Annotated in this window: 15 protein-coding genes and 1 tRNA gene; 11 read left to right on the forward strand and 5 right to left on the reverse strand. The window is 61.6% G+C overall.

Features of this window, described 5'->3' with window-relative positions; all coding sequences use genetic code 11:
• Positions 1 to 113: 113 nt before the first annotated feature.
• Positions 114 to 190 (reverse strand) — tRNA-Arg (locus tag MUM_RS0107945).
• 395 nt (positions 191 to 585) lie between these two features.
• On the opposite strand from MUM_RS0107945, the gene gabD reads away from it, so the two are divergent.
• The 3 genes from gabD to MUM_RS0107960 all read left to right on the forward strand — a co-directional run bounded on the left by gabD (position 586) and on the right by MUM_RS0107960 (position 4,835).
• Entirely contained in the window at positions 586 to 2,028 is a 1,443-nt protein-coding gene (gene gabD / locus MUM_RS0107950) for an NADP-dependent succinate-semialdehyde dehydrogenase (RefSeq protein WP_010168815.1), read from the forward strand.
• A gap of 182 nt (positions 2,029 to 2,210) precedes the next feature.
• Positions 2,211 to 3,488, forward strand: coding sequence for a 4-aminobutyrate--2-oxoglutarate transaminase (gene gabT, locus MUM_RS0107955; RefSeq protein WP_010168817.1), 1,278 nt, complete (start codon positions 2,211 to 2,213; stop codon positions 3,486 to 3,488).
• 138 nt (positions 3,489 to 3,626) lie between these two features.
• Entirely contained in the window at positions 3,627 to 4,835 is a 1,209-nt protein-coding gene (locus MUM_RS0107960) for an HDOD domain-containing protein (RefSeq protein ID WP_010168820.1), read from the forward strand.
• A 136-nt stretch (positions 4,836 to 4,971) separates the two neighbouring features.
• Here MUM_RS0107960 and MUM_RS0107965 read toward each other — a convergent pair whose 3' ends face one another.
• Positions 4,972 to 5,970 (reverse strand): GGDEF domain-containing protein, encoded by a 999-nt coding sequence (locus tag MUM_RS0107965; RefSeq protein WP_010168822.1) that lies wholly within the window; start codon positions 5,968 to 5,970, stop codon positions 4,972 to 4,974.
• Between the two features lie 338 nt (positions 5,971 to 6,308).
• Positions 6,309 to 7,493 (reverse strand): delta-9 fatty acid desaturase DesA, encoded by a 1,185-nt coding sequence (gene desA, locus MUM_RS0107970; protein ID WP_010168824.1) that lies wholly within the window; start codon positions 7,491 to 7,493, stop codon positions 6,309 to 6,311.
• A gap of 166 nt (positions 7,494 to 7,659) precedes the next feature.
• On the opposite strand from desA, the gene dibA reads away from it, so the two are divergent.
• The 6 genes from dibA to MUM_RS0108000 all read left to right on the forward strand — a co-directional run bounded on the left by dibA (position 7,660) and on the right by MUM_RS0108000 (position 13,997).
• Positions 7,660 to 9,570, forward strand: coding sequence for a phosphodiesterase DibA (gene dibA / locus MUM_RS0107975; RefSeq protein WP_010168825.1), 1,911 nt, complete (start codon positions 7,660 to 7,662; stop codon positions 9,568 to 9,570).
• 305 nt (positions 9,571 to 9,875) lie between these two features.
• Positions 9,876 to 10,058 carry a sulfur starvation response protein OscA gene (gene oscA / locus MUM_RS0107980; RefSeq protein WP_003170956.1) on the forward strand — a complete coding sequence of 61 codons (183 nt, stop codon included), beginning with the start codon at positions 9,876 to 9,878 and terminating at the stop codon, positions 10,056 to 10,058.
• A gap of 76 nt (positions 10,059 to 10,134) precedes the next feature.
• On the forward strand, positions 10,135 to 11,145 hold the full coding sequence (locus tag MUM_RS0107985; protein WP_010168832.1) for a sulfate ABC transporter substrate-binding protein: 1,011 nt from the start codon (positions 10,135 to 10,137) through the stop codon (positions 11,143 to 11,145).
• A 163-nt stretch (positions 11,146 to 11,308) separates the two neighbouring features.
• Entirely contained in the window at positions 11,309 to 12,127 is an 819-nt protein-coding gene (gene cysT, locus MUM_RS0107990; RefSeq protein WP_010168834.1) for a sulfate ABC transporter permease subunit CysT, read from the forward strand.
• Between the two features lie 13 nt (positions 12,128 to 12,140).
• Positions 12,141 to 13,013, forward strand: coding sequence for a sulfate ABC transporter permease subunit CysW (gene cysW, locus MUM_RS0107995; RefSeq protein ID WP_010168836.1), 873 nt, complete (start codon positions 12,141 to 12,143; stop codon positions 13,011 to 13,013).
• A gap of 3 nt (positions 13,014 to 13,016) precedes the next feature.
• Positions 13,017 to 13,997, forward strand: coding sequence for a sulfate/molybdate ABC transporter ATP-binding protein (locus tag MUM_RS0108000; protein ID WP_010168838.1), 981 nt, complete (start codon positions 13,017 to 13,019; stop codon positions 13,995 to 13,997).
• Positions 13,998 to 14,151: 154 nt separating this feature from the next.
• Here the strand turns inward: MUM_RS0108000 and MUM_RS0108005 are convergent, their stop codons facing one another.
• Positions 14,152 to 14,676 (reverse strand): Mpo1 family 2-hydroxy fatty acid dioxygenase, encoded by a 525-nt coding sequence (locus tag MUM_RS0108005; protein WP_010168840.1) that lies wholly within the window; start codon positions 14,674 to 14,676, stop codon positions 14,152 to 14,154.
• A gap of 83 nt (positions 14,677 to 14,759) precedes the next feature.
• Between MUM_RS0108005 and MUM_RS0108010 the strand changes: the two genes are divergently transcribed.
• Both MUM_RS0108010 and MUM_RS0108015 read left to right on the forward strand, forming a co-directional pair.
• The gene (locus tag MUM_RS0108010) at positions 14,760 to 15,446 is read left to right on the forward strand and encodes a Crp/Fnr family transcriptional regulator (RefSeq protein ID WP_010168842.1); all 687 of its coding nucleotides are present in this window, start codon (positions 14,760 to 14,762) and stop codon (positions 15,444 to 15,446) included.
• A gap of 38 nt (positions 15,447 to 15,484) precedes the next feature.
• Positions 15,485 to 15,850: a response regulator gene (locus tag MUM_RS0108015; RefSeq protein WP_003218132.1), complete on the forward strand. Its 366-nt coding sequence runs from the start codon at positions 15,485 to 15,487 to the stop codon at positions 15,848 to 15,850.
• 147 nt (positions 15,851 to 15,997) lie between these two features.
• Here the strand turns inward: MUM_RS0108015 and MUM_RS0108020 are convergent, their stop codons facing one another.
• Entirely contained in the window at positions 15,998 to 17,002 is a 1,005-nt protein-coding gene (locus MUM_RS0108020) for an AraC family transcriptional regulator (protein ID WP_010168845.1), read from the reverse strand.
• Positions 17,003 to 17,092 lie beyond the last annotated feature (90 nt).

Below are 17,092 nucleotides of genomic sequence, written 5' to 3' on the forward strand. Positions count from 1 at the left end.
AAAATACTAGCCCGCGCATGGTATAGGCGATCAGCCGTCGAGTCACAATCGCAATATCTCCATCCACAAAAAAAGCCCCAGGTCTTTCGACCTGGGGCTTTTTCATCTGTATCTGGTGCACCCGGCGGGATTCGAACCCACGACCCCTGCCTTCGGAGGGCAGTACTCTATCCAGCTGAGCTACGGATGCTTGTGCGGGCGACATCATACCCATGTCGACCATGGGCGTCCATGCCGCTTTTTGGCCGCCTTCCCGTAGGATTACGCGCCGCTGACGCCCTGTGCCGGGCGTTTCGACTGCTTGAGGTGGAACTCGCCTGAAATACGCTGATCAGAAAAATGGAGCAAATGCGCCGTTTTCGTTCTTTTTTTCGAACAGACTATTGCCCTGTACCCCCATTGATCCTAGGATTCGTTTGAGATTTCAAACGCTCTTGTCTGGGTGCTGAACCGCACATTTGTCCTTTCGTGCGCTATTTACGTGCTTCAGCCCAGTGAATGATTTCCCTGACGGCAGCCCTCAAGGCGCCTTTCAACAACTCTAATTCGCTCCGCGCGTGCGCGGTGCTGTTAAGGAAAGCCGACATGCAGCTCAAAGACACCCAGTTGTTCCGCCAGCAAGCCTTTATTGATGGCGCTTGGGTCGATGCGGACAACGGTCAAACGATCAAGGTCAACAACCCCGCTACCGGCGAAATCCTCGGTACCGTGCCAAAAATGGGCGCCGCCGAAACCCGTCGCGCCATTGAAGCCGCTGACAAGGCCCTGCCGGCCTGGCGTGCACTCACCGCCAAGGACCGCGCCAACAAGCTGCGTCGCTGGTTCGAACTGATCATCGAGAACCAGGACGACCTGGCCCGCCTGATGACCCTGGAACAGGGCAAGCCACTGGCCGAAGCCAAGGGCGAAATCGTTTACGCCGCTTCGTTCATCGAGTGGTTCGCCGAAGAAGCCAAGCGTGTCTACGGTGACGTCATCCCCGGCCACCAGCCGGACAAGCGCCTGATCGTGATCAAGCAGCCGATCGGCGTTACCGCCGCCATCACGCCGTGGAACTTCCCGGCCGCGATGATCACCCGTAAAGCCGGCCCGGCCCTGGCCGCCGGTTGCACCATGGTGCTCAAGCCTGCGTCGCAAACCCCGTTCTCCGCGTTCGCCCTGGCTGAGCTGGCCCAGCGTGCCGGCATTCCGAAAGGCGTGTTCAGCGTGGTTTCCGGCAGCGCCGGCGATATCGGCAGCGAGCTGACCAGCAACCCGATCGTGCGTAAATTGTCCTTCACCGGCTCCACCGAAATCGGTCGCCAGCTGATGGCCGAATGCGCCAAGGACATCAAGAAAGTCTCCCTGGAACTGGGCGGCAACGCGCCGTTTATCGTGTTCGACGACGCAGACCTGGATAAGGCCGTCGAAGGCGCGATCATTTCCAAGTACCGCAACAACGGCCAGACCTGCGTCTGCGCCAACCGCCTGTACATTCAGGATTCGGTGTACGACGCGTTCGCCGAGAAACTGAAAGTGGCCGTGGCCAAGCTGAAGATCGGCAACGGTCTGGAAGAAGGCACCACCACTGGCCCGCTGATCGACGAGAAGGCCGTGGCCAAGGTTCAGGAGCACATTGCTGATGCCCTGAGCAAAGGCGCCACCCTGCTGGCCGGCGGTAAGGTCATCGATGGCAACTTCTTCGAGCCGACCATCCTGGTCAACGTGCCGAAAGATGCTGCCGTGGCCAAGGAAGAAACCTTCGGCCCATTGGCGCCGCTGTTCCGCTTCAAAGACGAAGCCGAAGTGATCGCGATGTCCAACGACACCGAGTTCGGCCTGGCGTCCTACTTCTATGCCCGCGACCTGGGCCGTGTGTTCCGTGTGGCGGAAGCCCTGGAATACGGCATGGTCGGCGTCAACACCGGGTTGATCTCCAACGAAGTGGCGCCGTTCGGCGGCATCAAGGCTTCGGGCCTGGGCCGTGAAGGTTCCAAGTACGGGATCGAGGATTACCTGGAAATCAAATACCTCTGCCTGGGCATCTAAGCCCGGCGCGAGATTGCAGTAAACGCAGAGGGCACGAGAGCGCTGTCCCTTTGCGTGTTTCACCCCGTTATTCGTAGTGGCCGGGAAAGCTGTGGCAGTCGATCATCGCATGCTGCCGTAGTTGCCTCCCCGCCACGTATTCCTTGGACCACGCCACCCGATGAGTGGCGAATGAGGACTTTATGAGCAAGACCAACGCATCCCTGATGAAACGCCGCGAAGCCGCTGTACCCCGCGGTGTTGGCCAGATTCACCCGATCTTCGCCGAGTCGGCGAAGAACGCCACCGTGACCGACGTTGAAGGTCGCGAGTTCATCGACTTCGCCGGCGGTATCGCCGTGTTGAACACCGGCCACGTGCACCCGAAAATCATCGCGGCCGTGACCGAGCAACTGAACAAGCTGACTCATACCTGCTTCCAGGTACTGGCCTACGAGCCGTACGTTGAGCTGTGCGAAAAAGTTAACGCCAAGGTCCCGGGTGATTTCGCCAAGAAAACCCTGCTGGTCACCACCGGTTCCGAAGCGGTAGAAAACGCCGTGAAAATTGCGCGTGCCGCCACTGGCCGTGCCGGCGTGATCGCGTTCACCGGCGCCTACCACGGTCGCACCATGATGACCCTGGGCCTCACCGGCAAAGTCGTGCCGTACTCGGCCGGCATGGGCCTGATGCCAGGCGGCGTGTTCCGCGCACTGTTCCCGAACGAACTGCACGGTGTGAGCGACGACGACTCCATCGCCAGCATCGAACGCATCTTCAAGAACGATGCCGAGCCGCGTGATATCGCTGCCATCATCATCGAGCCGGTGCAGGGCGAAGGCGGTTTCTATGTCGCGCCTAAATCCTTCATGAAGCGCCTGCGTGAACTGTGCGACAAGCACGGCATCCTGCTGATCGCCGACGAAGTGCAAACCGGCGCCGGCCGCACCGGTACCTTCTTCGCCATGGAACAGATGGGCGTTGCTGCCGACCTGACCACCTTCGCCAAATCCATCGCAGGCGGCTTCCCGCTGGCCGGTGTGTGCGGCAAGGCTGAATACATGGACGCCATTGCTCCAGGCGGCCTGGGCGGCACCTACGCCGGTAGCCCGATCGCTTGCGCCGCGGCCCTGGCCGTGATGGAAGTGTTCGAAGAAGAGCACCTGCTGGACCGCTGCAAGGCTGTCGGCGAGCGTCTGGTCACCGGCCTGAAAGCTATCCAGGCCAAGTACCCGGTGATCGGCGAAGTGCGTGCCCTGGGCGCGATGATTGCGGTCGAGCTGTTTGAAGGTGGCGACAGCCACAAGCCGAACGCCGCTGCCGTTGCTTCCGTGGTGGCCAAGGCTCGCGACAAGGGCTTGATCCTGCTGTCCTGCGGCACCTACGGCAACGTGTTGCGCGTGCTGGTTCCGCTGACCTCGCCGGACGAGCAACTGGACAAAGGCCTGGCGATCATCGAAGAGTGCTTCTCCGAGCTGTGATCAAAAGTTGACCTGATCGACAAAAAAACCCGCTCAGGCGGGTTTTTTTGTGCCCGATGAACGGTATTCAGCGGTTGTTCATTGTACGCAGGCGGCTCCTTTGTCTAAGGTGCTGGTATTGCCGATGGAGCGTGCTGGATGACTGCTGTTGATTTACCGGCTGTACCCCGTGTGTTGATTGCCGAGGCCGAACCCTGGTCCCGGGATTTGCTCAAGCAGGTGTTGCTGAATGTGCGCTGTGACGCACGGCTGGATGTGTGTGCCGATGGCCAGCGGGCCGCCGAGCTGCTGCGAGAGAAACCCTATGACCTGATCATCGCCGACTGGGAACTGCCTGGCGTCGATGGCCTGAGCCTGTTGCGCAGCGTGCGCCAGCAACGGCGTTCGCCGCTGCTGCCGTTTATCCTGCTGAGCACCCGCAACGACAGCGCCAGCGTGCGCGAAGCCTTGCCCCTGGCGCCGACGGCGTACCTGACCAAACCCCTGAACATGGAAGGCCTGACCCAGCGCCTGCAAGACCTGCTGCTGAATGAAGGCGAGACGGTGTACTGCGAAGTCCCGGCCCTGGCGCCGGGCATGACTTTGCCGGTGTTTCTGGAACGGCGCCGCGAAGCCTCCGATGGCGCGCCGCTGCGGGTCGACGTGCAGGCCGCGGTGCAGCACAGCCTGGAGCCGGAAGGCCTGGACCTCAAGCGCCTGGAAGAGCAGGTGCGCATGGACCCGCAAATCACTGCCGTGCTGATCGCTGCCGCCAACAGCGCCGGCCATCACGGTTCGCCGGTGCAAACCCTGTCCATGGCCCTGCACAAGCTGGCGGCCGGGCAGAGCATGAACCTGATCCTGGGGCTCGCCCTCAAGCACAACGTGGTGCTGAGCGACCCAAGCCTTGTGGATTACGCCGAGCGTCACTGGCAACTGTCTCAACGCACCGCCGACTACGCCCGCAGCCTGGCGCGCATGCTCGACCTGGATCACGAGCGCTGCTACAGCGCCGGCATCCTCCATCGCCTCGGCGACCTGGCCTTGCTGCGGTGCCTGCAAGACTGGCTGCAGGGCGGCGGCGAACTGGATGACGAAGCGATTGGCGAGTCCCTTTACACCTTCGGTGCGGCCTATGGCTCGGCGTTGCGCACCCGTTGGCGCTTGCCGCTGGAGTTGCGCCAGTTGATCGCGGCGATTTATTCGCTGGAAGGCGGGGTGTATTCCCGGGAAGCGCTGGTGATGAACCTGGCGGCGCAACTGGCACGGCTGACCGAGCATGAAGGCGTCGAGGCGCTGGCCAAAGGCAAGACCGCACGCTTGCTCAAGGTGGGTTTGCCGGAATTGGCGCGTATGCGCAAAACCTGACAGGCGATGCGGGCCAGTGTGGGAGCTGGCTTTTGTAGGAGCCGGGCTTGCCCGCGATGCAGGCACCTCGGTGTGTCAGTTGCACCGAGGTGATGCTATCGCAGGCAAGCCAGCTCCCACAGGGAGTCGTGGTGCGTCAGCCCGTGAGCACGCGGTTTTTGCCCTGGCGCTTGGCCTCATACATTGCGGCGTCGGCACGGGCGAACAGGCTGTCTACGTTGGCGTCCTCGGCGGTCAGGCTGGCCAGGCCCTGGCTGACCGTGACCGCGAAGCTCTCACCGTCATGGCTGAAACTCAGTTGCGCAATCTCGTGCCCCAGGCGTTCGGCCACCTGCATTGCCATCTCCGGCGCACAGCCAGGCAGCACGGCGGCGAATTCTTCGCCGCCAATGCGCCCGAACAGGTCGCCACGGCGCAGCACTCCTCGACCGCTCTCGGCGATACGCTGCAACACCTGATCGCCCTCCAGGTGGCCGTAGGTGTCGTTGACCACCTTGAAGTCATCGATGTCCAGCAGCAGGAACGCCAGGGGCGTGCCCTGCAGGCAGGCGCGTTCGAACTCGTGGTGGGCGCACTCGAAGAAGTGCCGGCGGTTGCTGCTGCGGGTCAGCACGTCGGTGGTGGCCAGGCGGTGCAGCTCCAGTTCCAGGTGCTTCTTTTCAGTGATGTCTTCGGCCATGCCCACGACTATCACCGGCTGGCCAGGCTCGGCCTGCTGGTTGATGTAGCACTTGTCGCTGAGCCAGCGGATCTGCCCGTCGGCGGTGATGATGCGGTACTCGCGGTCTTCCACGGCGCCGCTGTGCAGCACCTGGGCCAGGCTGTGTTCGGCGTAGTCGAGGTCTTCGGGGTGAATGCTGTTGCGCCATTCCCGATAGTCGGCGAGCAACATGCCTGCCGTACGTCCGAAAACCCGCTCATAGGCCGGGCTGACATACAGCACGCGGCGGGTGTCCCACTCGATGGCCCAGAGCACGGCGTTCACGCTGACCAGCAGCGAACTCAGCAGTTGCTCGCGTTCACTCAAGCGCTCCACTTCGCCCTGGGCATGCATCAGCGCCAGCAACGTAGCGGCGGCGGCCGGTCGTGGCTGGTCGAGGACGGGTGGGTCGGTGAAGGTCTGTTCGGGGACCATCGGCACAACTCTCTCTGGGCATGCCGCGGGGTTGGGCAGCGGTCACAACAAGGGCCGCCGGGATGGCGAAGTGTTGTTTGAGAGGGGGAATTTGCAGCGAAGTTCCGTTATCAGCGTCGATTTGAGGCGACCAAGAAATGGCGCCAGAAACCTGTAGGAGCGAGCCTGTTGGGGTGAGGGGCTTGATGTGGCGAGGGAGCTGCTGTGGCGAGGGAGCTTGCTCCCGCTGGGCTGCGTAGCGGCCCAAAAATCTTGGGAGCGCTGCGCACTCCAGCGGGAGCAAGCTCCCTCGCCACAGCAGCTCCCTGGCCACAAAAAATCGGCTCGCTACAGCCGTGTCAGACCGCGGCAGGCCGCAGCGAATAGGTTTTCAACTGGTGGGCAAAGTCTCGCAGGGATTGAATCCCGCTGGCCTCGGCCTCGTGTACCCATTCCTTGATCGCCGCCAGCATGTCATGCCCGTTGGTGCTGGTTTTCAGCCAGATCTGTTGCAGCGCCAGGCGCTTTTCGTAGATCACTTTCAGGGCCTGGCTGTGTTCCAGCATGCTTTGGATGCGCACGTGGTGACGGTCATCCAGCAGGCTGGTTTCCCGCGACAACAGGCGCTTGGCGCGATGGAACTGGTGGCGCACCGAGTGATCGACCTTCTCCAGTTCCTGCTTGACCAGCGGGCCAATCACCAACTTGCGGTACTGGGCCATGATCTGGAAACGGTTGTTGAGGATCGCCATGGCGGTGTCCATGTCCAGGTGGCCCTTGCCTTCGACCCGGTGGGCGATCGGCGCGACCCGTTGCACCTTGGCCAGGCGCAGGAAGCTGAACACTTTGATCCAGGCCCAGCCCAGGTCGAACTCCCACTTCTTCACCGACAGCTTGGCGGAGTTGGGGTAGGTGTGGTGGTTGTTATGCAGCTCTTCGCCGCCCACGATGATGCCCCAGGGAATCAGGTTGGTCGCCGCGTCGCGGCATTCGAAATTGCGGTAGCCGATGGCATGGCCCAGGCCGTTGATCACGCCGGCGGCCCAGAACGGAATCCACATCATCTGGATGGCCCAGATGGTGATGCCGATGGTGCCGAACAGCAGCAGGTCGATCACGCCCATGATTGCCACGCCCAGCAGCGGGTACGGGGTGTAGAGCTTGCGTTCGATCCAGTCTTCCGGGCAGTTCTTTCCGTAGATGCGCAGGGTCTCGGGGTTTTCGGCCTCGGCGCGGTACAGCTCGGCGCCTTTGCGCAGAACAGTGGACAGGCCCTTGATCACCGGGCTGTGGGGATCGTCGACGGTTTCGCACTTGGCGTGGTGTTTACGGTGGATAGCGGTCCACTCGCGGGTGTTCTGCGCCGTGGTGAGCCACAGCCAGAAGCGGAAGAAGTGTTTCAGGCCAGCATTGAGCTCCAGGGAGCGGTGGGCTGAATAGCGGTGCAGATAGACCGTGACCCCGACAATGGTCACGTGGGTCATCAACAGAGTGACTGCCACCAGTTGCCAGGCCGACAAGTCAAGAAAACCGTTGTACCACATAGGCTGTATGGCCCTCAGATAAAGAAAAAAACAGCATCCGCATTATCACTCCCTTTGCGGATAAAACCAGTCACCGTTTCAGATAAGACTTACAAGGTGTTTCCTATTCTATAATCCTGACCCTTTGTAGGGCGATTCTGGTTTTTTAGTAAGGATTACTGACCATATGCTGTTTTCATACCGAGGTGCCCTGCGTGCGGGGCTGTTGTACCTGCTGGTTTCCATTGTGTGGATACAGCTCAGCCAGCACCTGTTGATCAAACTTTCCGACGAACCGGCGCAAGTGATCCATTGGCTGGCGCTGCGGGGCTATATCTGGATTGGCCTGAGCGCCCTGGTGATTTATCTGCTTTGCGCCCGTTTTGCCCGGGCAAACCTGATCCAGCAGCCCCTCAAGGAAAACCGCGAGCGGCTGCGCCAGGCCGCCGCTGTGTTCGATTGCACCCGCGAAGGCGTGCTGGTTACCGATGCGCAGGGGCTGATCGTGCACGTCAACCGTGCCTTCATTGAAATCACCGGCTACCAGGGCGAAGACGTGTTGGGCCGCCAGCCGAGCCTGTTCAAGTCCGGGCGCCACTCCGCGAGCTTCTATCAACAGATGTTCCAGACCCTGGAGCGCGAAGGCGAATGGAGCGGCGAAATCTGGAACCGCCGTAAAAGCGGCGAAATTTATCCACAGTGGCAGACCATCCGCGTCATCCGCGATGAGCAGGGCAACATCAGCCACTACGTCGCGGTGTTCTCCGACATCAGTGCCATCAAGCACTCCGAGCACGAACTGGCGCACCTGGCCCACCACGACCCGCTGACCGACCTGCCCAACCGCCTGCTGTTCACCGACCGCGCCGAACAGGCCCTGGCCTCGGCGCAGATCCATAAACGCGGCTGCGCCTTGCTGTTGCTGGACCTGGATCACTTCAAGATCATCAACGACAGCCTTGGCCACAACGTCGGCGACCAGTTGCTCAAGGCCGTCGGCGAACGCCTGCAAGGCCTGTTCGGCCCCGGCGTGACCCTGGCGCGCCTGGGGGGCGACGAGTTCGCGGTGCTGGCGGAAAGTTGTCCACAGGTGGTTCAGGCGGCCGCCCTGGCGCAACGTATTCTCGATGGGATGAAAGAACCGTTCATCTTCGACGGCCATCAGCTATTTATCAGCGCCAGCATTGGCATCAGCCTGTTCCCCAGCGATGCCCTGAGCGCCGAGCAACTGCTGCGCAACGCCGATTCGGCGCTGTTCAAGGCCAAGAGCGCCGGCCGCGAAGGCTACGCCTTGTACACCGAAGAACTCACCGCCCACGCCCAGCACCGTGTCGAAATGGCCGGTGAACTGCGCCGCGCCCTGGACCAGCAAGAGCTGCGGGTTTACTACCAACCGGTGCACGACCTACAGAACAGCCGCCTGATCGGCGTCGAAGCCCTGGTGCGCTGGCAGCACCCGGAGCGCGGGCTGGTGCCGCCGGGGGAATTCATCCCGATTGCCGAGCGTACCGGGCTGATTGCCGATATCGACGCCTGGGTCATGGACCAGGCCTGCCGCCAGATGTGCCAGTGGCTGGCCGGCGGCGCACCGCTTACGTTCCTCGCGGTGAACGTGTCCAGCCGCCTGTTTGCCCGGCGCGAGCTGTATGAGCAAGTGGCCAAGGTGCTGCACGATACGGGGCTGGATCCGGCATTCCTGGAATTGGAAGTCACCGAAAGCGCGGTAATGGAAGACCCGGAAGTCGCCCTTGAACAAATGCACCGCCTGCGGGAGTTGGGCTTGCGCCTGGCCATTGACGACTTTGGCACCGGTTACTCATCGCTGCTGCGGCTCAAGCGGTTGCCGGTACAGAAGCTCAAGATTGATCAGGGCTTTGTCGCCGGGTTGCCGTGGGATGAAGACGACGCGGCGATCGTGCGGGTGGTGATCGCGTTGGCGCAGAGCATGGGCATGCAGGTGCACGCCGAGGGTATCGAGCAGGTCGAGCAGGCGCGGTTTCTGTTGGAGCAGCGGTGTGACCTGGGCCAGGGGTACTGGTTTGGTCGGCCGATGCCGGCCAATGAGCTGGATTGGGCGAGGGCGCCGATCATTCGCTGAACATCATGTGGGTTTTGTGGCGAGGGAGCTTGCTCCCGCTGGGGTGCGCAGCGCCCCCCAAAAATGGGACTGCTACGCAGTCCAGCGGGAGCAAGCTCCCTCGCCACAAATACAGCACTCGTTCTTGCTTCGGTATTTTCAGCCCCCAAACCCCGCGCAACCCCACGTCCCATCAGAAAATTCTTTCTGGTTATATAAACATTCTTAAATAGTATTTTTAAGAATATCCGCGCTTATCTACTATCGCCCTCACGCCGCAAGCAGTGCCGCCACTGCGAGGCACTTCTCATTTCAGGAGCACGACCATGAGCGCATCTCTACGTAGCGTTGACGGCCAGGACGAAGCAGCCATTTTGCGCGAGATCCAGAGCGCCCTGCGCGACCTGCGGTTTGGTGCGGTGGAAATCACTGTACACAACGCCCAGGTAGTACAAATCGAACGCAAAGAGAAATTCCGTTTGCAGAACCCGGGCAACAAACCGAGCTGAGCAAGATCGGCGATTCGATTGCAAGACCCGCAACTATAAGAAAAAAGCCAACACCCAAGAATTTCAGGAGCCTTCTATGTCGTCGATTCGCCGTTATGCCCTGGCAGCACTGGCCAGTGCCGTGTTTGCCGGTTCCGCTGTTGCCAAGGATTACGAACTGCTCAACGTGTCTTACGACCCGACCCGCGAGCTCTACCAGGACTACAACGCTGAATTCACCAGCTTCTGGAAGAAAGAGCACCCGGGCGACAACGTCAAGATCCAGCAGTCCCACGGTGGTTCGGGCAAGCAAGGCCGCGCGGTGATCGACGGCCTGCGTGCCGACGTCGTGACCCTGGCCCTGGCCGGCGACATCGACGAAATCGCAAAACTGGGCAAGACCCTGCCGGAAAACTGGCAAACCCGCCTGCCGGACGCCAGCACCCCGTACACCTCGACCATCGTGTTCCTGGTGCGCAAGGGCAACCCTAAAGGCATCAAGGATTGGGGCGACCTGATCAAGAAAGACGTTTCCGTGATTACCCCGAACCCGAAAACCTCCGGCGGCGCCCGCTGGAACTTCCTCGCCGCGTGGGCCTACGGCCTGAAAGCCGGTGGCAGCGAAGCCAAGGCCCAGGAATACGTGAAAGAGCTGTTCAAGCACGTGCCGATCCTCGACACCGGCGCTCGCGGTTCGACCATCACCTTCGTCAACAACGGTCAGGGTGACGTGTTGCTGGCCTGGGAAAACGAAGCCTTCCTGGCCCTGAAAGAAGACGGCGGCGCCGACAAGTTCGACATCGTTGTGCCTTCGCTGTCGATCCTCGCCGAGCCTCCCGTGGCCGTGGTCGACAAGAACGCCGAGAAAAAGGGCAACACCGAAATCGCCACCGCCTACCTCAAGCACCTGTACAGCCCGGCTGGCCAGGAGATTGCGGCGAAGAACTTCTACCGCCCACGCGATGAGAAAGTCGCCGCCAAATACGCCCAGCAGTTCCCGAAACTGGACCTGGTGACTATCGACAAAGACTTCGGCGGCTGGAAAACTGCCCAACCGAAATTCTTCAATGACGGTGGCGTGTTCGACCAGATTTACTCGGCGCAGTAAGCAAAATCAAACTGTAGGAGCCAGCTTTCTGTGGGAGCCGGGCTTGCCCGCGATAGCATCACCTCGGTGTAACTGATACACCGAGGTGCCGGCATCGCAGGCAAGCCAGCTCCCACAGAAGCTCGCTCCTACAGTGGTATCTACCCGCTAACCAAGGACTCCTATGTCGCGTCGTATCTCCCCCGTCATACCCGGCTTCGGGCTGACGCTGGGCTACACCGTGGTGTACCTCAGCCTGATCGTACTCATCCCGCTGGCGGCGATGTTTGTACATGCCGCTCAACTCACCTGGGATCAGTTCTGGAACATCATCACCGCACCACGCGTGCTGGCGGCGTTGAAACTGAGCTTCGGCACCGCGTTTTGCGCAGCGATCATCAACGGCGTTATCGGCACCCTGCTGGCCTGGGTACTGGTGCGTTATACCTTCCCGGGTCGCAAGATCATCGATGCGATGATCGACCTGCCGTTTGCCTTGCCCACCGCCGTCGCCGGTATTGCGCTCACTGCGCTGTACACGCCGACAGGTCTGGTCGGTCAGTTCGCCGCCGACCTGGGTTTCAAGATCGCCTACACCCCCTTGGGTATTACCCTGGCGCTGACCTTCGTCACGCTGCCCTTCGTGGTGCGTACCGTGCAGCCAGTGCTGGCCGATATCCCCCGCGAAATCGAAGAAGCCGCCGCCTGCCTGGGTGCCAAGCCACTGCAAGTGTTCCGCTACATCCTGGTGCCGGCGCTGTTGCCTGCCTGGTTGACCGGCTTCGCATTGGCGTTCGCCCGAGGCGTGGGTGAGTACGGTTCGGTGATCTTCATCGCCGGCAACATGCCGATGAAAACCGAGATTCTGCCGCTGCTGATCATGGTCAAGCTCGACCAATACGACTACACCGGCGCCACGGCCATCGGCGTGATGATGCTGGTGGTTTCCTTTGTCCTGCTGCTGCTGATCAACTTGCTGCAGCGGCGCATCGAACACCCATAAGGAGGCGCGGAACATGTCCCAATCGTCTATTTCCGCCGCGTCCTCGGCCAACGCTGCCCGCCGTGGCAGTGCGGTGTCCCGACGCATCCTGATCAGCCTCGGCTGGTTGATCTTCGCGCTGTTTCTGCTGCTGCCGCTGTTTATCGTGGTGTCCCAGGGCCTGAAAAATGGCCTGGGGGCGTTCTTCACCGCGATTCTCGAGCCGGACGCGCTGTCGGCGCTGAAACTCACGGTGATCGCCGTGGTGATCTCGGTGCCGCTCAACGTGGTGTTCGGCGTCAGCGCCGCCTGGTGCGTGAGCAAGTACTCGTTCCGTGGCAAAAGTATCCTGGTGACGCTGATCGACCTGCCGTTCTCGGTATCGCCGGTGATCGCCGGTCTGGTGTACGTGTTGATGTTCGGCGCCCAGGGCTTCTTCGGCCCCTGGCTGCAAGACCATGACATCCAGATCGTGTTCGCCTTGCCGGGCATCGTGCTGGCGACGATCTTCGTCACCGTGCCGTTCGTGGCCCGTGAGCTGATCCCGTTGATGCAGGAACAAGGCACCCAGGAAGAAGAGGCCGCGCGCCTGCTGGGCGCCAACGGCTGGCAGATGTTCTGGCATGTCACCGTGCCGAACATCAAGTGGGGCCTGATCTACGGCGTGGTGCTGTGTACGGCGCGGGCGATGGGTGAGTTCGGCGCGGTGTCGGTGGTGTCCGGCCACATTCGCGGCGTGACCAACACCTTGCCGCTGCACGTCGAGATCCTCTACAACGAATACAACCACGTCGCCGCGTTTGCCGTCGCGAGCCTGTTGCTGATCCTGGCGCTCTTCATCCTGCTGCTCAAGCAGTGGAGCGAGAACCGTATCAACCGCCTGCGCAAAAGCGCTGGTGAGGAATAAGTCATGTCGATCGAAGTCCGTAATGTCAGCAAGAACTTCAACGCCTTCAAGGCCCTGAACAGCATCAATCTGGACATCCAGAGTGGCGAGCTGGTGGCGTTGCTGGGCCCGTCCGGCTGCGGCAAGACCACCTTGCTGCGCATCATCGCCGGCCTGGAAACCCCGGATAACGGCAGCATCGTGTTCCACGGTGAAGACGTTTCCGGCCACGACGTGCGTGATCGCAATGTCGGCTTTGTGTTCCAGCACTACGCGCTGTTCCGCCACATGACCGTGTTCGACAACGTCGCGTTCGGCCTGCGCATGAAACCGAAAAACCAGCGCCCGACCGAAAGCCAGATCGCGGTCAAAGTCCACGAGCTGCTGAACATGGTGCAACTCGACTGGTTGTCCGATCGCTACCCGGAACAACTCTCCGGCGGCCAGCGCCAGCGTATCGCCCTGGCTCGCGCCCTGGCGGTAGAACCTAAAGTGCTGCTGCTGGATGAACCGTTCGGCGCCCTGGATGCCAAGGTTCGTAAAGAGCTGCGCCGCTGGCTGGCGCGCCTGCACGAAGACATCAACCTGACCTCGGTGTTCGTGACCCACGACCAGGAAGAAGCCATGGAAGTGGCGGACCGCATCGTGGTGATGAACAAGGGCGTGATCGAGCAGATCGGCTCACCGGGCGAAGTCTACGAAAACCCGGCCAGCGATTTCGTTTATCACTTCCTCGGTGACTCCAACCGTCTGCACTTGGGTGAAGACAAGCACGTGCTGTTCCGCCCGCATGAAGTGTCGTTGTCGCGCCATGAGCTGGAAGACCACCACGCGGCTGAAGTGCGTGATATTCGCCCGCTTGGCGCGACCACCCGGGTAACCCTGAAGGTCGAAGGCCAGAGCGAACTGATCGAAGCTGAAGTGGTGAAAGACCATGACAGCCTGACCGGTTTGGCGCGGGGCGAGACGCTGTTCTTCAAGCCCAAGGTCTGGCAAAAGGCTTAAGACCCGCTGCAAAACCCAATGTGAGGCTATGTAGTGAGCGGGCTTGCCCCGCGCTGGGCTGCGGAGCAGCCCCATCAATCTGCGGTGAACTCGGCGGGGGACAAGCCCCCTCACCACAGCAAGCCCGCTCCCACATTTGGATCTCCAGTGTTGCTCAGGCCGTGGCGTTCTTGTGCCGCACGGCCACCGGCCCCGAGCGCTCTTCAATCTGCTGCTTCAGGTCATGCCGCAGCCCCACCAGAAACGCCAACTCCGCCACCACAAACAACGGCCCTACGATCAGCCCGGACACGTCATCGACAAACGCCGGTTTTTTGCCCTCGTAGTAATGCCCGACAAACTGGATCACCCAGCCCACCACGAACATGCCGATGCCGCTGCTCAGCCACACCAGCGTGCTTTGCGCTGCCAGTACATGCCCGGCCCACACCGACAGGCCCATCAGCACCGTCATCAGCACACCGAGTGCAAATTCCAGGCGCAGGTAGAACCACGCCGAGAGCAGCGCCACCACTACGGCCGGCGAGAGCCAGAGCCCGGCCACCGTCCATTCGGGGCGTGACAGCAACACGGCCACCGCCACCACAATCAGCGGGATGCCGATAAAGTGGCTGGCGATATTGCGCGGGTCACGGTGGTAGGCAGCGTATTGACTGAGATGGTCGACGAGGCTTTTCATTGTTGTTCCTCCTGTAGGATGTTTGATCATGCCCTGTAGGCCTGCGACACACTGTCAGCTGGCCGACAATCTTCGGAGTTCTCATGGATGCAGAGAAATGGCACCCGCGGCTGGCCACCGGTCACTGGTACAGCCATCTGCCTGCTGATTTACAGAATAGCTTGCTGGCCAGCGCCCGGCTGCGGCAGCTGACGGCGGGGCAGTACCTGTTCAAGCGCGGCGACCCACCGTGCGGGTTGTACGCGGTGCTGGAAGGCTCCCTGCGCATCAGCGCGGTGAACGAGCAGGGCAAGGAAGCGGTGTTGAGCCTGGCGGAATTGCCGTACTGGTTCGGCGAGATTTCCCTGTTCGACGGGCTGCCCCGCACCCATGACGCCTGCGCCGTCGGGCCTTGCACGCTGTTGCAGGTGCCGCAGCCGGCGTTGCTGCAAATCCTTGAAGAGGCACCGCGTTATTGGCGCGACATGGCCCTGTTGATGAGCCAGAAGTTGCGCCTGACCTTTATCAACATCGAGCAACTGAGCCTGATGCCGGCCTCGGTGCGGGTGGCGCACCGCCTGCTGATGATCGCCGAAGGCTACGGCGACATCGAACAGGCGCGACAGGTGTTGCAACTGCCCCAGGAAGACCTGGCCGCAATGCTGAGCCTGTCACGCCAGACCACCAATGCGTTGCTCAAGGACCTGCAAGGCCAGGGCATTGTGCGCCTGGGCTATGGCGAGATCGAAATCCTCGACCCGCAGCGTTTGCGCGAGGCGGCGCACGCCTGAGGGTGTTAGCCTGCGTTCACGATTATTCGAGGTGTGTTATGCGCGTCCTGCTAGTGGAACACGAGTCAGAGGCGGCCGAGGCGATGGGCCGCAGTCTTGAGGAGGCCAGCTACACGGTGGAGGTGGCGGCCAATGGCATGGCGGCCCTGCGCTTTGTGGAAAGCACTGAATACGATCTGGTGATCCTGGATGTGATGCTGCCGGGGCTGAATGCCTGGAAGCTGCAACAGGCGATTCGGTTGAAAGGCGAGACGCCGATGTTGTTTCTGACCACGCCCGACGGGATTGAAGATCGGCTGCGTGGGCTGGAATTGCACGAGGATGATTATTTGCTCAAGCCGTTTGAAGCCCGGGCGTTGGTGGCGCGGGTGAAGAAGGTGTTGCGGCGGGACCGGGGGCGCTGACTGCCTTTGGCTTTTGTGGTGGCTGAACCATCGCTATCGCGGGCAAGCCCGGCTCCCACATTTGAACACTGTTGCCCAAGACAACTCGGTCAACTGTGGGAGCCGGGCTTGCCCGCGATGAGGCCCTCACAACCACCGCAATACTCACTACCTTAACCCATCCCTAAACTGCCCCGGCGTCATCCCGGTCCAGCGCTTGAACGCCCGGTTAAAGCTGCTGGTATCGGCAAACCCCAACAAATGACTGATTTCCGCCAGTGAACACTCGGGATCCCGCAAGTGCAGGAGCGCGAGGTTCTCCCGGCACTCATTCAGCAGCGCATCGAACCGGCAACCCTCGTCCGCCAGGTGCCGCTGCAGGCTGCGCAAACTCAAATGCAACGCCTGGGCGATCCGCTCGGCGCTCGGCTCACCGTCGGGCAGTTGCGCTTCGATGGCCGAACGTACTTTGCGCTCCCAGGTCAGCGGTCGCAGTTGCGCCAGGGTGCGCTTGAGCACGGTTTCATTGTGTTCGGCCAACTCCGGATTGGCATCGTCCAGGTGGCTGTCGAAGTCCTGGGCGGCGAATTCCAGCCGGTCTTCCTCGGCGGCAAAAAACACCGGCGCGCGAAACACCGTGTGCCACGGTTTGGGGTCGGCCGGCTCGGGCCGCCGCAGGTACACCGCCAGCGGCGCATACTCGCGGCCCAGCCGATTGCGGCAGGTGCGCACGTAGATCGCGGCGAACGCATCAATTGCCTCAAACGCCGGCGCGGGCGTGCCGGCGGGCTGCTGCAGGCGAAAGCGATAACGTTCGCCCTCCCGGCTAAGCTCCAGGCTCAGGGCGTCGCTGACCACCTGGTGATAGCGCACGATCCGCTCGAACACTTCCCGCAGGCTGCCACTGGCCACCAGCGCATAACCCAGGGCATGAAAGGTGGTGGGGCTGACAAACCGCGACACCCGCAAGCCAATCGCCGGGTCGCCGCTGGCTTGCACCGCCAGTTCCCACAGGCGCGTGGTGGCTGATAGCGGATAGCGTGCATTGGGATCGTCCATCAACTGCGGGTCGAGCCCGGCCTGGGCGCACAGCGCGGCGCTGTCGAGGTCCAGGGCGTCGAGCTGCTTGCGCAGGGCGCGGGTCCAGCTGGCGAGGGAGGTCGGTTCGGTCATGTTGATTGGCGCTTGCGGTCAACAGGTTGGCGTGTGGGGCTAGCGTCCCGCCAGATCGCATAGGGCAGGATGTACGCATCAATAAGACAG

Origin of the sequence: Pseudomonas sp. PAMC 25886 (genome assembly GCF_000242655.1) — a bacterium.
GTDB lineage: Bacteria > Pseudomonadota > Gammaproteobacteria > Pseudomonadales > Pseudomonadaceae > Aquipseudomonas.

Excerpts from the sequence above, each read along its gene's own strand:
- cysT (WP_010168834.1), top strand. The coding sequence starts at position 11,309 with ATGTCGCGTCGTATCTCCCCCGTCATACCCGGCTTCGGGCTGACGCTG.
- gabD (WP_010168815.1), top strand. The coding sequence starts at position 586 with ATGCAGCTCAAAGACACCCAGTTGTTCCGCCAGCAAGCCTTTATTGAT.
- MUM_RS0107965 (WP_010168822.1), bottom strand. The coding sequence starts at position 5,970 with ATGGTCCCCGAACAGACCTTCACCGACCCACCCGTCCTCGACCAGCCA.
- gabT (WP_010168817.1), top strand. The coding sequence starts at position 2,211 with ATGAGCAAGACCAACGCATCCCTGATGAAACGCCGCGAAGCCGCTGTA.
- cysW (WP_010168836.1), top strand. The coding sequence starts at position 12,141 with ATGTCCCAATCGTCTATTTCCGCCGCGTCCTCGGCCAACGCTGCCCGC.
- MUM_RS0108000 (WP_010168838.1), top strand. The coding sequence starts at position 13,017 with ATGTCGATCGAAGTCCGTAATGTCAGCAAGAACTTCAACGCCTTCAAG.
- MUM_RS0108020 (WP_010168845.1), bottom strand. The coding sequence starts at position 17,002 with ATGACCGAACCGACCTCCCTCGCCAGCTGGACCCGCGCCCTGCGCAAG.
- dibA (WP_010168825.1), top strand. The coding sequence starts at position 7,660 with ATGCTGTTTTCATACCGAGGTGCCCTGCGTGCGGGGCTGTTGTACCTG.
- MUM_RS0107960 (WP_010168820.1), top strand. The coding sequence starts at position 3,627 with ATGACTGCTGTTGATTTACCGGCTGTACCCCGTGTGTTGATTGCCGAG.
- MUM_RS0108005 (WP_010168840.1), bottom strand. The coding sequence starts at position 14,676 with ATGAAAAGCCTCGTCGACCATCTCAGTCAATACGCTGCCTACCACCGT.
- desA (WP_010168824.1), bottom strand. The coding sequence starts at position 7,493 with ATGTGGTACAACGGTTTTCTTGACTTGTCGGCCTGGCAACTGGTGGCA.
- MUM_RS0108015 (WP_003218132.1), top strand. The coding sequence starts at position 15,485 with ATGCGCGTCCTGCTAGTGGAACACGAGTCAGAGGCGGCCGAGGCGATG.
- MUM_RS0108010 (WP_010168842.1), top strand. The coding sequence starts at position 14,760 with ATGGATGCAGAGAAATGGCACCCGCGGCTGGCCACCGGTCACTGGTAC.
- oscA (WP_003170956.1), top strand. The coding sequence starts at position 9,876 with ATGAGCGCATCTCTACGTAGCGTTGACGGCCAGGACGAAGCAGCCATT.
- MUM_RS0107985 (WP_010168832.1), top strand. The coding sequence starts at position 10,135 with ATGTCGTCGATTCGCCGTTATGCCCTGGCAGCACTGGCCAGTGCCGTG.